Source organism: Flavobacterium sp. TSSA_36 (genome assembly GCF_051547165.1).
GTDB lineage: Bacteria > Bacteroidota > Bacteroidia > Flavobacteriales > Flavobacteriaceae > Flavobacterium.
Map to the genome: position 1 here is coordinate 198404 of NZ_JBPTTP010000001.1, position 17470 is coordinate 215873.

Below are 17470 nucleotides of genomic sequence, written 5' to 3' on the forward strand. Positions count from 1 at the left end.
ATTTACAACTACATATATCACTTTTTTTTTATTGAAAATTAAATTAGAATTTGGTCTCACAAAAATCAAATAAATTTAATTTTTATGAAAAAACACACCACACTGCTTTTTCTCTTATTTACTTCGATTGTAGCTTTTGCTCAAGGATCAAGTGAATATTCAAGTGGCATGAAATTCAACCTCAATGAAGGAGGTTCTAAATACATGCGATTTATCGTTTGGAACCAAATCTGGTTTCGCTCTTCACAAATGAATCCCGGAACTTTAGTTGGCAATGAAGCCGCTTCAAGTGCAACCGATATTGGAAATAGACGCTTACGTTTTTTAGCCTACTCTCAAATCTCACCTCGCTACATGATTGTTACCCATTTCGGCATCAATAATCAATCTTTTGCCAGTGGTGGTGCTTCTGGAACCACAGGAACTGGCGGCTATGGTTCAGGCAAAAAACCCGGTTTATTCTTTCATGATGCTTGGAATGAATATGCTGTAGTTCTGCCACAAAAAGACAAAAAGTTTAGTTTATCCTTAGGTGGCGGATTACATTATTACATGGGGCTTTCAAGAGAAACTATGGCATCTACTTTAAATTTTTTAACGATTGATGCTCCAATTTTCAATTGGCCATTAATTGAAAATTCCGATCAATTTGCAAGACAAATGGGACTCTTTGCAAAGGGAAAATACGGAAAGTTCGAATACAGACTAAGTCACAATAAACCTTTTGTAACAAATGTTACACCAACCAATGTTAATGATGCAGAAAATGCAATTGCTGTAGATAATAACGGGAATGCAAAATGGTCAACCGCTGGTTATTTTGAATACCAATTTTTAGATCAAGAATCCAACCTGCTCCCTTTTAAAGTAGGTTCGTATGTAGGCACTAAAAAAGTATTCAATATTGGAGCTGGTTTTTATACCGCGGCTAATGCTACCAAATCATCGGTAAACAATCAAATTCAAAAACACGATATGAATCTTTTTTCTGCTGATATTTTCTTGGATCTTCCGGTAGGTAAAAAAGAGAAAAAAATGGCTGTAACCGCCTATAGTGTATACTATAATTATGATTTTGGACCCAATTATTTACGCAATATCGGAATCATGAATGTAGGGGCTTCTGACCCTAATTTTACTGGAAATAGAGCTATTGCAGGCCCAGGAAATGTACAAGCAACCATTGGCACTGGAACAATCTGGTATACGCAAGCTGGTTTTTTAATTCCGGACAAAAACGAAAAACCTAAGGTTAGAATTCAACCTTTTGGTGCCTTTACTTATAAAGATTTTGATGCCTTAAAAAAATCAAGTACCCAATTTGATGTAGGTACTAACTTTTTATTGGATGGCCAACATTCTAAAATTACGGCTCAATATTCTACTCGACCTGTATACAGTGCACCGGGAGTAAAAGAAAACAATAAAGGAGAATTTGTAGTACAATTACAGATCTATTTATAAACCCAAAAAACAACCAAAAAAATTAACCAATGAGTAACAAATCAACAAAAGGAATCTGGAAAGTAATTTCAGCTTCATCCATGGGTACCATGATTGAGTGGTACGACTTTTACATCTTCGGCAGTTTAGCTGTAGTGATTTCAACCAAATTTTTTCCTGCCGATAATCCAACAGCAGCCTTTTTGGCTACACTTGCCACCTTTGCAGTAGGTTTTGTGGTGCGACCATTTGGTGCCCTTTTCTTCGGAAGATTAGGAGATATCATCGGAAGGAAATATACGTTTATGGTGACGTTGCTTTTGATGGGAGGCGCCACTTTCTTGATAGGCTGTATCCCTAGTTATGAAACGATTGGATTTATAGCTCCTTTGTTGGTACTTATTTTAAGAATGCTACAAGGATTAGCTTTGGGTGGTGAATATGGTGGAGCTGCCACCTATGTAGCCGAACATGCCCCGATTGGACAACGCGGGTACTGGACCTCTTGGATACAAACTACCGCTACCGTAGGGCTATTCATTTCATTAATGGTAATCCTAGCCACCAGAAACGTATTAACCCCAGAAGAATTCGACGCTTGGGGATGGAGAGTGCCTTTTTGGGTTTCTATAGTAATGGTAGGTATTTCGTATTTGATTCGAAAAAACATGGATGAATCTCCAGTATTTGCAAAAGCGAAGTCAGAAGGAAAAACAAGTACCAATCCTTTAAAAGAAAGCTTTGGCAATCGATACAACTTAAAATTTGTACTACTTGCTTTATTTGGTGCCACCATGGGACAAGGAGTCGTTTGGTACACTGGACAATTCTACGCCATGAGTTTCTTAAAAACGGTAATGACCGTCGAGTCGTCTCAAGTAGACAAACTGTTGGGTATTGCATTGATACTCGGAACTCCTTTTTTCATTGTTTTTGGATGGTTGAGTGATAAATTGGGTAGAAAATACATCATGATGGGAGGAATGCTAATTGCTATTCTTTTGTACAGACCCATCTATCAAGCGATGTTCGAAACGACAAACATCAAAAACAAAACTGAAATTGTCGCACAAACCGTGGTCTTAGCCGAAACTAAAGCTAACAAACAAGCCCTAGACTCAGTGTACACTACTACCAAACAATTTGAAGATGGTACAAAATGGGTAGAAATCAAAACAGTTCCTCTTGAAAATGGAGTAGCCAAAATGGTTGATGGCAAACCAAAATCCGAAATCAAAACAACTTTAACAATTAACAATAATGACATGTGGATGTTGGTTTTTTACATCTTTGTTCAAGTACTTTTTGTAACGATGGTCTATGGCCCAATAGCAGCCTTTCTAGTAGAAATGTTTCCAGTTAAAATTCGCTACACCTCGATGTCATTGCCTTACCACGTGGGGAATGGAATATTTGGCGGACTTTTACCTGCAATATCCACTTATTTAGTAACCAATGCCAAAGAAGCAGGAGATGTAAGCTATTATCTTGAAGGATTATGGTATCCAATTATTATCGCCTCCGTATGTTTTTTGATCGGAATGATTTATCTAGACAATTCAAAAACTAACAAACACGTTTAAAACCAACATTATGAATCAGATAAAAAGAGCTTTAGGAATGGTATGGATTGCCTTAGCTATAGCAGCCGCCTATTTTTGTGTATTTGAATTTGGCTTACCCAAATTTGCATCAGGAAAACAAGACGATTTAGTTTTTGGAATCATCATTTTATGTGTACTGACTCCGCTTGTGGTTATAGGAATGGGCATTTTTGGTTACTATTCCCTCATGGGTGAATATGATGACACCAAACGATAATCAATTATCGCAATCACTTATAGTCAAGAGATTGCGATTCACTTTTAAAATTCTTACTTTGAACTAAAGTAAGTAGAATTATGAAAAAAAGGCACGAACAAAAATTCATTATTTTAAGTTTACTAGTATTCCTGGCAATGAACTTTCCGCTACTGTTATTATTTGACAGTTCGGATTCATTGGCAGGATTACCAATTATTTACAGCTACATATTCATGGTTTGGATATTCTCCATTATTATTAGTTTTATCTTGATAAAAAAGTACGATGAGTAGTCTAGGTATTCTAATTATTTTAGGACTTTATGTGTCCTTGTTGTTTCTTATCGCGCATTGGGCAGAAAAGAAACAACATTACAAATGGACTAACAATCCTTATATTTATTCTCTTTCGTTAGCAGTGTATTGCACTGCTTGGACGTATTATGGCAGTATAGGAGTGGCGGCAAATTCAGGTTTGAGCTACCTCCCTATTTACATTGGTCCTATAATGATCATACCCGCTTGGATGTTGATTTTGAAAAAAATTATACAAATTTCCAAAGTCAATAAAATCTCAAGTATTGCTGATTTTATCTCTCTTCGGTATGGCAATAGCCGATTTTTGGGAGCTCTTGTAACTCTAGTTTGCGTCATTGGAATCTTACCTTATATCGCTTTACAGCTAAAGTCTATTTCGGATACTTTTCACATCGTAACCGGAACACAATCGACCGAAAATATTTTTTTGGACACCACAACTTATGTCTGTTTAGCCTTGGGCATTTTTGCATCTTATTATGGAACCCGCTATGTAGATGCCTCTGAAAAAAGACGTGGTATTGTATTAGCAGTTGCTATAGAATCGATTTTAAAATTACTCTTCTTTTTAATCCTTGGTATTTATGTTACTTATTTTGTCTTTAATGGCTTTGAAGACATCTACAATCAAGCTGTTACCATTGCCGATTTTAAAAAGAAAAACACGATTGGCAGTATTGAAAACGCCTTGAATTGGTTCTTTTTATGCTTAGTTTCTATGTTTGCCATGTTTTTACTGCCCAGACAATTTCATACAAGTATTGTAGAAAACAACCATAGCAAACATATCAAAACAGCTATTTGGTTGTTCCCGTTATATTTGATTTTGTTCAATGTTTTTGTTTTTCCTATCGCTTGGGGAGGCAGTATTTTGTTTCAGGGTCAAAATCTAAACTCAGACACCTACTCTTTATTGATTCCGCAGTACTTCAATAACAATACTTTAACCGTTCTTGTTTTTCTTGGCGGATTTTCAGCAGCCATATCCATGATTATTGTTTCATCAATAGCCTTGGCCACTATGGTAAGCAACAATTTATTGATTCCCTACGGCTTTATTGGTTCGTTAGAAAATAAACAACAACGAGAGAATACACGAAGAATTGTAAACAGTCGAAAAATAGGTATTTTGTGTTTGACCATTTTATCCTATATTATTTACAAAATTTTTATTTTAGATTATTCGTTGTACTCCATCGGATTAGTTTCCTTTGTGGTCATTGCCCAATTGGCTCCAGCTTTTTTTGGCGCACTATTCTGGAGGAGAGGATCCACTAAAGGTGCAATAAGTGGAATAGTAATTGGCTTTTTAATTTGTAGTTACACACTCATTATCCCTTTTGCTTTAGGATTAAATGAAAATAACAGCTCTTTTATTCAAAATGGCCCTTGGGAAATTGAACACCTAAAACCCTTTGCGCTTTTTGGATTAAACTATCTTGATCCAATTCCTCAGGCAGTATTTTGGAGTTTATTCTTTAATTCCATTATTTACTTGACTGTTTCGGTGAGTTTTAAAGGAAATTATAGAGAACGAAATTATGCGGAAATGTTTGTAGATATTGACAAATATAGTGGCCATTTAGAAAACGCTTTTGTGTGGAAAGGAACCGCTTACATTGCTGATATTCAAATAATTTTAGAACGTTTTTTGGGAGTAGTAAGAACCCAAAGGGCCTTGGAATTATTTCATCGAAAATACAACATCGACAAAAACATTGTAACAGCTGATGCTCGTTTTATAAAATTTGCCGAAAATTTACTGACGGGCCACATTGGAACATCTTCCTCCAAAATATTAATTGCTAGCGTAGTCAAAGAAGAAAAAATAGCGCTCCCTGAAGTGTTACGTATTCTTGAAGAATCTCAAGAAAATATAATTGTCAACAAAAAACTAACCGAAACTACTCATGCATTACAGAAAACTTCGGAGCAATTACAGGTCGCTAACTTAAAACTACTCAAAAAAGATGCGCAAAAAAATGAATTTCTCGATACAGTAACACACGAATTGCGCACACCCATAACCGCCATTAGAGCCGCTAGCGAAATTTTATTTGAGGATGAAGCAATCCCATCAGAACTGCGTCAGCAATTTTTGCAAAACATCATTTCTGAATCCGATCGATTGAATCGATTAATTGACAAAATTTTGGATTTAGAAAAATTCGAAACTGGAAAACAAAAAATATATTTATCCAAAAATAATTTAGTACAAACCATTACCAAAACATTACATCCACTTCAGCACATCATTCAGAGTAAAAACATTCAGATTGAATTTAAAAATCAAGCTACAGTAATTCGCGCTTTTTATGATGAAGAACGCATGGTGCAAGTGGTGCATAATTTGGTTTCTAACGCTCTAAAATTTTGCCCCAATCCAAATGGAAAAATAACCATTTCTATCAACGAGAATCCTTCATCGGTGTTGGTTAGCATCCAAAATAATGGAACAAAAATTAATGAAGAAGAATATGAAGCGATCTTTGACAAATTCTATCAATCTAAAAACCAAAATATAAAAAAACCTGTAGGAAGCGGACTCGGATTGGCCATTTGCAAACAAATAATAGAACATCATAAAGGCAAAATTTGGGCAGAAAACACCAAAGACGAAGGAGTGACTTTTAATTTCACCCTCCCTAATTACAATACTTCAGAAACCATAATACCATGAAAAAAATACTCTTAGTAGACGACGAACCTAATATTCTAATGTCTTTAGAATACACCTTCAAAAAAAACAATTTTGAAGTTTATGTGGCTCGTGATGGTCAAGAAGCATTAGACATCCTGCAAAAACAACAACCTGACATCATCATTTTAGATATCATGATGCCTTTGGTGGATGGTTACGAAACCTTACGCCAAATTAAAAAAGAAGAAAAATTACAACATTGCAAAGTGATTTTTCTTTCGGCCAAAAACAAAGAAAAAGACATTGAAAAAGGATTAGCATTAGGCGCTGATTTGTATGTTTTAAAACCTTTTTCTATCAAAAAACTAGTAGAACAAGTACATGAATTATTATAATTAACCAAAAACTAAAACATGAGTTATTTTAAAATTAACACCCTTGAAGAATACTTCAAACATTACAAAAAATCCATAAGAGAACCCCGAAAATTCTGGGATAAAATTGCATCTGAAAATTTTGTTTGGTACCAAGAGTGGGAAAAAGTAATCGATTTTAACATGGCTGAGGCCGATATCAAATGGTTCGTAAATGCTAAAGTAAATATTACTAAAAATTGCATCGATAGACATTTGGCTCGAAATGGGGATAAAACTGCTATTATTTTTGAACCGAATGACCCGAATGAAACTGCCACACACATCAGCTATAACGAACTTTCTGTAAGGGTCAATAAAATGGCTAATGTACTACTTGAACAAGGCATTCAAAAAGGAGATCGCGTTTGTATTTATCTTCCGATGATTCCAGAATTGGCTGTTTCTGTTTTGGCTTGTGCTCGAATTGGAGCGATCCATTCTGTAGTTTTTGCCGGTTTTTCAGATACGGCTGTTGCGGCAAGAATCAACGATAGCGAGTGTAAAATGGTCATTACTTCTGACGGAGGCTATCGAGGCAACAAGACGATTGATCTTAAAGGAATCATTGATGAAGCTTTAAAAAAATGTCCTTCTGTCACCAAAGTACTTGTAGCCAAAAGAACCCATAGCGAAGTGGCCATGCAAAACGGCAGAGATTTGTGGTTACAGCCCTTACTAGACAAAGCCTCTGATGCTAATGTTGCCGAAATCATGGACGCAGAAGATCCCTTGTTTATTTTATATACCTCCGGCTCTACCGGAAAACCCAAAGGGATGGTGCACACCACCGCGGGCTATATGGTATATACGGCTTATACTTTCAAGAATGTATTCAATTATCAAGACAACGACATCTTTTGGTGTACCGCAGATATTGGTTGGATTACTGGACATTCCTATATTTTATATGGTCCTTTATTAAATGGAGCGACCACTGTTATTTTTGAAGGAGTGCCTTCCTATCCTACTTTCAGTCGTTTTTGGGAAACCATCGAGAAACACAAGGTGACTCATTTTTATACCGCTCCTACAGCCATTAGAGCCTTGGCTAAAGAAAATCTAGACTACGTTCAAAAATATCCTTTAGACTCCTTAAAAGTTATTGGGTCTGTTGGCGAGCCCATCAATGAAGAAGCCTGGCACTGGTACAATGACCATGTGGGAGGTAAAAGATGTCCTGTGGTGGATACGTGGTGGCAAACCGAGACGGGAGGAATTCTAATCTCACCTATCGCCTTCGTGACACCAACAAAACCCACCTATGCTACCCTACCACTTCCTGGAATTCAGGCCGTTTTGATGGATGAAAAAAGAAATGAAATTGAGGACAATCAAGTAACCGGAAGTTTGTGTATCAAATTTCCTTGGCCTGGTATTGCCAGAACCATTTGGGGCGATCATCAACGGTATAAAGAAACCTATTTTAGTGCTTTTCCAGGAAAATATTTCACAGGAGATGGCGCCCTAAGAGACGAAGTAGGCTATTATAGAATTACGGGTCGTGTGGATGATGTCATTATTGTTTCTGGGCATAATTTGGGTACTGCTCCTATAGAAGATGCTATAAATGAACATCCGGCGGTGGCAGAATCGGCCATTGTAGGTTTTCCGCATGATGTAAAAGGAAATGCACTCTATGGATTTGTGATTCTGAAAGAGATAGGAGAATATCGTGATCGAGATAATCTAAGTAAAGAAATCAATCAATTTATTGCTGACCATATTGGCCCTATCGCTAAACTGGATAAAATTCAGTTTGTGACTGGATTGCCCAAAACCCGTTCTGGAAAAATAATGCGTCGTATTTTACGCAAAATTGCAGAAGGTGATTTTTCTAATTTTGGTGATACCTCCACCCTTTTAAATCCAGAAATCGTCGATGAAATTAAGGACGGGAAATTATAAATCATACAAAAAATCGGCTGTCTCTTAGGAAACAGCCGATTTTAATTTATAGCCTTACAAAAAAAACTTAGTCTTTTATTAATTTTAAAACTTGAGTCTGTTTTGCCGCATTGTATGCTTTCACAAAATAAAATCCTTTAGTCAAATCACCGATAGAAAATTGCTGATCTACAGATTGATTGGCCTTAAATTCTTTTACTTTTTGACCTGAAATCGAGTAAATTTCTACCTTAGTGGTTTCAACACTCAATGTAAAATAGTTCGAGGCTGGATTAGGAAATAATCGAATAGAGGCTTCTTTTTCAAAATCTTCTATCGCTAGCGTCGCTTTTTTATTTCCTAAAATCTTGAATTGACCGGGTTGTAACGTTATTGTCTGATTGACATCGCTAACTACAATTTCTGTATTGTCCATCAAATCAAACCAAGTTCCTGTATATTGAAAACCAGTAGCTACAGCACTAGTCACCACGCCAAAGTTGGAAACAATAAGTACATCTTTCAAATCAGTACTCGCTAAATTAGCATTGGTTATCTTGATATTTGGTGTTACGCTATTTGCACTAGAAATAGTCACATCTCCTAAAAACACGGGTTCGTTAATTTTCAAACTTATCATTTTGGCCCAGTCATTATAGATTTTACTTCTATCAGAATTTCCTAACCAATTCCCTGTCCATTGGGGTTGCGGCTTTTTATCTAACTTACAATCACCGTTTGTCGCATCACTTGGTGTATTTACAGTACCATTATTACAAGTATAAATGGATTGTTCCCATCCTAATTCACCAAAATGCCAAATCATTTTTGGCCCTGGTACCAAAAGAGAAACCGCACCAATAGCCGACATTCTAGATAAAGCCGTGCTCAGATTTTTTACATCGTGCGCTGGATTTGTACTATTTCCGAACTGTAAATTTTTGTACATTAAGCGCTCTTCGTCGTGACTTTCTGGGTAGCCCATCAATCGTTGTTTGGTAAAACCTCTGCTGGCACTTGACATTCTTGAGATGTTTTTATTGGCCCATCCCATGGAAAGTTCATTGTACTCATCGGTCATTTTACCCCACATCATTATTCCATCTTTGTAATTGGCCCATTCACGCTCTTCTGAATCACCTCCTAAATGCTCGAAAATCACATAATGGGTAGGATCTACTGCCCAAGAAAAATCTGCATATTTTTTCAAAACGTCTACACGGTCTTGTTGATACGCATTGGTTTGTGCATCGGATCCCTGTGCATTTTGTGTAAATCCTTTAGTTAAATCCCAACGGAAGCCATCGATTTTGAATTCTTTGATCCAATGTTCAACTACTCGTTTTACATAATTTTGTGTCAGAGGTTGTTGGTGATTAAAATCTTCCCCAACACTGTAACTGTGTTTTGCTACCGTATTAAAATAAGGATTTTCAGACGTTGGCGAACCCCAACCGTCTCCGTCAGCATCGTTCATCCACATACGCACCATTGGATTCCGTCCGAAAGCGTGATTCAATGCAATATCTAAAATTACCGCAATCCCGTTTTGGTGACACAAATCGATAAACTCTTTCAATTTTTCTGGCGTGCCGTAGAATTTATCTAAAGCCATATGAAAGGAGGTATTATAACCCCAACTTTCGTTGCCTTCAAATTCCATAACCGGCATTAACTGAATAGCATTTACCTTTAGATTTTTAAAATAATCAATTCTATCAATCAGGTCTTGGTAGCTTCGACGAGCATCAAAATCACGAACCAATACTTCATAAACTACTAATTTTTCTTTAGCTGGTTTTACGAAAGAAGTCGTCGCTGAACTCCAGGCATAAGGCGTTTGCCCCGTTTTAAACCAAGTTACCTCGCGCTCTTGTCCTACGGGATAAGCAGGGATATTAGGAAATGAAGCCGAAGGAATACTAGGATCATCAAATGGCGACAAAACCAAAGTAGAATACGGATCGGCAGTTTTTACTAATTTTGGAGAATTTGCTAAAGGGCTTTCTTTCCCTACCCAATATTGATAGGTATAATTCGTTCCCCCCGTCAATCCAGTTAGTTCTAACCAAAATTTTGTAGATCCAGCAGTAGCGTCTTTTTTCATCGCATACGCATTCGTAGGTTGCCAATTATTGAAACTTCCTGCTACATATACAAAATCTTTGAATGGCGCATCTAACACCAAAGTAGCTTTGGTCGCATCGTTTGCATTATAGTTGATTCCGTCTACCAAACCAGCTGGAATCGTTTCTGAAACCGGCATTGGATTAACAACAGCAGCAAACTTCTTCACAATGGTTGTAGTGCCTTGCGTCACTTCTAACTCATAGTTTTGATTTCCTGTAATGTTCGTATGAGCAAAAGAATAACTTGCTGTAGCTGATGCAGTATTGATAGAAACTCCATTGGATTTCAAATTGTAATTCGCAACTCCATTAGTATTGGTAGCGGTAATATTTAAACTTCCTCCAGAAGCTAAAATAGTTGTACTGTTTTGCGAAGGGGTGTTTAATGTAACTTGGAAAGTACCAACTTCAGCAAATATATCTTGTGATTGACCAGATCCGGTTTTATTTTTAACTAAAAAACCAATTTTACCAATTCCAACACGATTATAAAAAGTTGTAGGCACAAAAGTTATTGAATAGGTATCATTACCACTATTATAGGTCAATCGGTTCAATTCATTAGAACTAGTCCACGTCCCGTTCGAGGGGCAATTCAATTCTGTAGCATCGTTCAAATCATAGGACCATGCCCATAAATACAATGCATTGCCAGTAACTCCCCAAGTCCCCTCGTTAATACTTGAACCATTAAAAGTGATAGTTATAGTATTGGTTTCTTCAAAGGTGGCAGGTGTAATGCTATAAGTGACTGTTTGTTTTTGTGAAAAAACACCCCAACCCACCAGAAGCAATAGTATAAGTAAATTTTTTCTCATTATTTTTTTAGGATTTAAATTAAAGAAAAAGGGCTGCCATACAGACAGCCCTTTTTATTGGAAATAGAATATTATTTTTGATTTGGAATCATAGAATAACTTCCATCGATATCACTGAAATAAACAATGAATTTAGATTTTCCAGCTACAGGAATATTATCACCCGTTCCACCAATAGAAGAGAACGCAGTAGTACCTCCCCAGCTTGTATCCCAAGCATTTTCGGCTCTGAATTTAGTTTCAGCTTTAGTTAAATCAATTTTAACTGTCCATACATGAGGGTCAAAAGTAGACTTCGCCATATCTTGATCTGAATTCCAACCGTCTGCTGTTGCCGTACCGATCATACCAATGGTAGTGTATGATTTTAAAGTAGCCGTATAAGGCGCCAAAGTGTAGGTTTTAGCCGTGGTATCAAAGGTAAATTTGTAGTACCCAGCAGTTGCTATAACAAAAGCTCCTGCATTGTCTTTAATTTCAATTTCAGTAGCACTTGCTTTTCCTATTTGAGAAGGCCAACTACCTTTAACAGAAATCAATTTGAATTCACCCGCTAAAAAATATCCAATAAACGAATACTTGTTTGCATTTTTACCATCTCTAAACATAGGTTGGTGGTCTGTGTCTGCGTTGTTTTCCCAACCCCCTTTTACAGCAGCACCAATTAAAAACCAGTCGGTTTTATCGTAAGCTAATAAACCAGTGTAAGGAGTAACTTTTAAAGTAATTACATTAGAATATTGCTGAATAGCATTAGTGGAAGTTCCTAATTTAGCAGCAATTCTAACCTCAATTGAAGATTGTACCGCTGGCGTAAAACCTGCTTTAATCAATACATCATTCAATTCTTTCACAGTCCAAGTTAAAAAACGCTCTGTAGTAGTTCCTGCAGCGATTGGAGTTTTAAAATCAGTACCCGCTTTTGCGATTTCAACAGTATAAGAAGCAGCTGTTTCCACTCCAAAATCACTATAATCCCAAACTAAAGTAGTCGCTACATCATCTTGATTGGTTTCAAGAAGCACTAATTCTGTTCCTGATGCAGGTGTTAAAAGTTTCGCTCCAGCTTGTTTTGTTGCTACAGCTTCAATATCATTTTCACAAGAGCCTAATGCGGCAAGCAAGAAGGCAAAAATGGTGGTTTTTAAAATGTTTTTCATTTTGTTTTTGGTTTAATGTTAATAGCCAGGATTTTGGGTTAGGTTAGGGTTTGATTGCAAAGCAGTCAATGGAATTGGGAAAAGTTTGTAAGAATCAGGGATAGAAATACCATCTTTTGATCCACCTTTCCAAGGCCATAAATACGATCCTCCAGTGAATTTTCCAAAACGAATCAAATCGGTTCTTCTGTGTCCTTCAAGGTTTAACTCTCTTGCTCTTTCATCTAAAATAAAGTTCAAGTTCAAATTTGCTGCAGTAATAGAAGCTGCATTAGAGCGATTTCTTACTTTGTTTACATAATCTAAAGCTTGAGCGTTGCTTCCACCGGTAGCACCTCTTAGTACGCACTCTGCATACATTAAGTATACATCGGCCAATCTGAAGAGTGGGAAATCAGTGTTTGAAAACGAGATAGGAGAATTAGTACCTTGAAAATTAGTATTTCTAAACTTCACACTTGGATAGCCATCTTCCCATAATTTGTAATCAGTCATTTCAAAATTATGTCCGGTAGTCCAGAATAATTTCGCTCTATCATCTGAAGAATTCGTTAGATCAGTAGCTGAACTACCAAACAAGCCATACCACGCTTTTGTAGCACGGTGCCCTTGCCATCCATCAGTGGCTCCAAAAGTGGTTAGTGGCATAGTAACGCTACTTAAATTACCATTTACGATATAAGTGGTATTACCATAACTTTGAGACACTATAGGATCAGCGATTAAAGCATAGATAATTTCATTTTTAGCTGCTGTTTTATCGTTATCTCCAGAGAACAAACTCACAAATTTAGGTGCTAATGTAAAGCCTCCTTCTGTAATAATTTTGTTAGAATAAGTCAGAGCCTCATTGTATTTTGGAGTTCCAGTGTATACTTGAGCATTCAAATATAACTTAGCCAAAAGCATTCTTACCGCTGATTTGTTTGCTCTTCCGTATTCATTTTTAATAGGAATTATGGGCTCGATAGCTAATAGTTCTTTTTCTACATACTCAAACATCTCCGTTCTTGAAGATTCTTTGATGGGCACTCCACTACCTAAATCTTTTTCGGTAGCAATTACTCCTTTACCAAAACAATCAATCATGTAGTAGTAAGCCAAAGCACGCAAATAACGCAATTCGCTTTTATACAATTCTTGATCCGGAACCGTTACACTATTCAAAACATTCAAAAGATTGTTTGATTGAGGTACTACAAAGTACACACGGTTATACAAGTATTTAAAGAATTTATTATTCTCATCCCATTTTGAAGTCGTGGTTAATTGGTCTAAACCATTATCACCCCAACGGTTTTTCATACCATCGGCAGTAAATTCCTGAAGATTGATAATTCCTCTCAAGAATGGCGATTCTCCCGGATCATCACCTGCACCTAAATCGGTACTTCCTGGTCCTTTTGGTCCAGATAAAGCAAAAGCTCCATAAATTTTAGATACTAATCCTTTGATGGCGTTAGGATCTCTTTGCAACAATTGCTCAAGATCAAGTTCCACTTTCGGCTTGGTATTAAGATCATCAGAACAACTATTAAAGGATAGTAGTATTAATCCTAATCCTACTAAACATAATTTTAAATTTTTCATATTTCTTTAAAATGAATTAAAAATCAAGGCTCAAACCAAAAGTATAGGTTCTTGGTCTTGGATAAAAGTTATTATCAATTGCATTAAAATTCTCAGGATCTTGTCCAGAGTATTTAGTCAATACAAACACATTGTTTACAGATCCATATACTCTAAGAGAAGAACTACGTACGAATTTGTTGAACTTGTATCCTAAAGTAATGTTGTCTAAACGCAAGAAAGTAGCGTCTTCTAACAAATGATCTGAAAAAGTATCATTACCATTAAAGTTTTTGTACAAAGGATCGGCAGACCCATCATAGAAATTAAGTACGTTGTTCAAAGCACTTGAAGTACCTTGTATCGCGCGATCCGTAAAACCAGTAGTTGTTAATCTTGAATTGTACACTTGCCCACCGATTTGTCCTCTAAAGTTAGCCACTAAATCCCAATTTTTGTAGTTGAAATTAGTACTGAAACCGTACGTCCAATTTGGTCTTAATGCTTTGTAGTATCTATCATGATTATCAATTTTGTTATCGCCATTCAAGTCTCTAAAAGCACCTGGAATTGGTTTTCCGTTTTCATCATAAATTTGTTGGAAAACCCAAGCAGAATACGGTTGATGTCCTACAGCGTGATTCGCTAAAAACAAACCTGTTCCGGTTGGCAATCCACTTTCAGAGGCTTGAACTTGAGTAATCCCTTTAAGGTTGGTTACTTTACTGTAGTTATAAGCAATGTTACCACCAATTGTGAATGAGAAATCTTCGGTTTGAACGGCTTTCACATCAAGATTTGCTTCAAAACCTTTACTTTCAATAGAACCTACGTTATCAATAAAAGTACTAGTTAATCCTTGTCCAGAAGGCACTGGAACTACCGCTAACAAGTCATTCGTGTTTCTTTTGTAAAAATCAACTGCTCCAGAAAGCAACCCGCTTTTAAACAATTCGAAATCCAATCCGATGTTGTAATTGTCTGTTTTTTCCCACGTAACATTTGGATTAAATGCTTTTGCAGAATAGGTTGGATATCCAGGTAAATACTGGCTATTTGGATCTCCAATTTCGAAAAATGGACTAGAAGGAAAATATCCAACAGAACCTGTAATGTTTTGTTGTCCTGTTTTACCCCATCCTAAACGTAATTTTAAGTTTTGGAAAAATTCAGAATCTTTGATAAACGTTTCTTCTTTAATTTTCCAAGCCGCACCTACTGCAGGGAAATAACCCCATCTTTGATCTTTTTGGAATAAGGAAGACCCATCCGCTCTAAAGGTAGCCGTTAATAAATATTTGTCTAAAATATCTACGTTAGCTCTAGCAAAATAAGCTTGTAAGTTTAGAGGGCTATAATATCTGTTGTTTGGATTGTTAACATTGTAACGCAATTCTCTTAATCCAGAATCGACATTGTATTGATAAATATCTTTATTACCATCTGTTTTAAAGTTTTGGTAAGTATATCCCCCTTGAACATCTAATTTAGTTACAAATCCAGTCAAGCTTTTATTGTAAGCTAAATAAGCATCCATCGTTTGGTTAGTAGACGTTTGATTTTCTAAGTAATTTTCACCTGGGTTGAATACATAATTGGTCAATGGATCTTTCCCTTGATTAAATCGGTAAGTAGCAATAGCATTGTTACTGTACACTTCTCTAATTCTAGCTTCAGAAGCATCTAAACCTAAATTTACAATCGCTCTTAAATCTTTTAGGAAAGGCATTTTATAGTCAAATTCAATATTTCCTAAGAAACGGATCGCTTTTTCAGGTCTGGTTCTTTGCTCTAATAACGCTAAAGGGTTTGAAGCACCTTCTAATTGGTTTCTACCACCGTTTAGACGTGTATTTTGATAAAATCCACCAAAAATACTATTGCTATCATACACAGGTTTAGTTGGATCCATTGCTACAGCACCACCAATGGCACCTCCGTCATCCACAGAATTTTTAGTTGTAATGGTTCCTTTGGCATTGAAATCAACCTTCAAATTATCATCCAAGAATTTTGGAGTCATTTTTAAAGAGTAGCTATATCGCTCAAAATCATTGTTTTTTACAAGACCTTGTGTGTTATTGTATCCTACAGAAGCTCTAAATGGAATTCTGTTGTACAAATTAGCTCTCGCACTAAAGTTGTGATCTGTAGAAATTGCTGTTCTGTATACTTGACTTTGCCAATCCGTATCAGCAATAATTCTTCCTTCAATTTGAGGTGTAGACAAATCATCTACCAAGGTATTACTTGGATCATCTATACCCAAATCGTTAGTTCTTGTTGGGTGGTATTCTTGAATAAATTTCACAAACTCACTGGAGTTCATTACATTAATTTTTCTACCTACCTGACCAACGGAAACGTTTGAGGAATAATTAAACTGAGGCGCACCTGAAGTTCCTTTTTTAGTAGTAATGATGATTACCCCGTTAGAAGCACGCACCCCGTAAATTGCAGTAGCAGAAGCATCTTTAAGGATAGAGAAACTTTCTACGTCATTTGGATTCACCAAAGATAATGGATTGCTAACACCCGCTGGGTTTTCATTACTAATAGGCACCCCATCAATAATGATTAACGGATCATTAGAAGCACTCAAAGAAGCACCACCACGAATCCTGATATTTGGAGCAGAATCCGGTTGACCACCGTTGTTAGTAATACGTACCCCAGCCGCTTTTCCAGACAACAATTGATCTACGGAAACGATTGCGCCCTTGTTGAAATCTTTAGCTCCAAGTATCGCTACAGATCCCGTGGCATCTTTTTTCTTTACAGAACCGTACCCTACTTGAACCACTACTTCTTTCAACTCATTTGAATCTTCGTCTAGTGATGCATTTAGAGTCGCTTGCCCATCATAAGTTAAAACAACGTTTCTAAAACCTATATAAGAAAATACAACTTTATCCCCTTTTTTAAGGTTGGATAGTTTATATTTACCATCAAAATCGGTAGAAACACCATTTGCAGCTCCTTGTATATTTACATTGACCCCTGGCATAGGTTGTCCTGTTCCTTTTTCAAGAACCGTTCCCGTAACAGCATTCTGAGCCAGCATGCTAAATGGCAGGAGTAGCAATAAAAATAACAACTTTTTATAAATTGTTTTCATACTTTTTGTTTAAATTAATTTTTAATTTTGGTTTTTAGTTCAGCTTTTTCTTTACTTCGAATTTCAAAATTAACATAATATTAATGCCACCGACATGACATAAATCATCTGGAGCTACGAAAACGTGATAGTGTTGAAAACTTTGAGAATTATTTATTATTTTTATCTGAAA

Annotated in this window: 10 protein-coding genes; 6 read left to right on the forward strand and 4 right to left on the reverse strand. The window is 36.4% G+C overall.

Going from position 1 to position 17470, the window contains the following annotated elements; all coding sequences use genetic code 11:
• The first annotated feature begins 84 nt into the window (after positions 1-84).
• The 6 genes from ACSVH7_RS00905 (at position 85) to acs (ending at position 8525) form a co-directional block, all read left to right on the forward strand.
• Positions 85-1464, forward strand: a complete 1380-nt coding sequence (locus ACSVH7_RS00905) for a porin (protein WP_438064815.1) — start codon at positions 85-87, stop codon at positions 1462-1464.
• Positions 1465-1493: 29 nt separating this feature from the next.
• A complete protein-coding gene (locus ACSVH7_RS00910) occupies positions 1494-3026 on the forward strand; it encodes an MFS transporter (RefSeq protein WP_438064816.1) in 1533 nt (510 codons plus the stop codon).
• Positions 3027-3036: 10 nt separating this feature from the next.
• Positions 3037-3264, forward strand: a complete 228-nt coding sequence (locus ACSVH7_RS00915; protein ID WP_438064817.1) for a DUF6814 family protein — start codon at positions 3037-3039, stop codon at positions 3262-3264.
• A gap of 267 nt (positions 3265-3531) precedes the next feature.
• Positions 3532-6243, forward strand: a complete 2712-nt coding sequence (locus ACSVH7_RS00920; protein WP_438064818.1) for an ATP-binding protein — start codon at positions 3532-3534, stop codon at positions 6241-6243.
• On the forward strand, positions 6240-6599 hold the full coding sequence (locus tag ACSVH7_RS00925) for a response regulator transcription factor (protein ID WP_438064819.1): 360 nt from the start codon (positions 6240-6242) through the stop codon (positions 6597-6599). The genes ACSVH7_RS00920 and ACSVH7_RS00925 overlap by 4 nt, the downstream gene beginning before the upstream one ends.
• Positions 6600-6617: 18 nt before the next feature.
• The gene (gene acs, locus ACSVH7_RS00930) at positions 6618-8525 is read left to right on the forward strand and encodes an acetate--CoA ligase (RefSeq protein WP_438064820.1); all 1908 of its coding nucleotides are present in this window, start codon (positions 6618-6620) and stop codon (positions 8523-8525) included.
• Between the two features lie 67 nt (positions 8526-8592).
• Here the strand turns inward: acs and ACSVH7_RS00935 are convergent, their stop codons facing one another.
• The 4 genes from ACSVH7_RS00935 to ACSVH7_RS00950 all read right to left on the reverse strand — a co-directional run bounded on the left by ACSVH7_RS00935 (position 8593) and on the right by ACSVH7_RS00950 (position 17298).
• Complete coding sequence (locus ACSVH7_RS00935) at positions 8593-11451, reverse strand: alpha-amylase family glycosyl hydrolase (protein ID WP_438064821.1); 2859 nt, start codon at positions 11449-11451, stop codon at positions 8593-8595.
• 71 nt (positions 11452-11522) lie between these two features.
• The gene (locus ACSVH7_RS00940; RefSeq protein ID WP_438064822.1) at positions 11523-12611 is read right to left on the reverse strand and encodes a SusE domain-containing protein; all 1089 of its coding nucleotides are present in this window, start codon (positions 12609-12611) and stop codon (positions 11523-11525) included.
• An 18-nt stretch (positions 12612-12629) separates the two neighbouring features.
• Positions 12630-14201 carry a RagB/SusD family nutrient uptake outer membrane protein gene (locus ACSVH7_RS00945; RefSeq protein WP_438064823.1) on the reverse strand — a complete coding sequence of 524 codons (1572 nt, stop codon included), beginning with the start codon at positions 14199-14201 and terminating at the stop codon, positions 12630-12632.
• Positions 14202-14217: 16 nt separating this feature from the next.
• Positions 14218-17298, reverse strand: a complete 3081-nt coding sequence (locus tag ACSVH7_RS00950; protein WP_438064824.1) for a SusC/RagA family TonB-linked outer membrane protein — start codon at positions 17296-17298, stop codon at positions 14218-14220.
• Positions 17299-17470 lie beyond the last annotated feature (172 nt).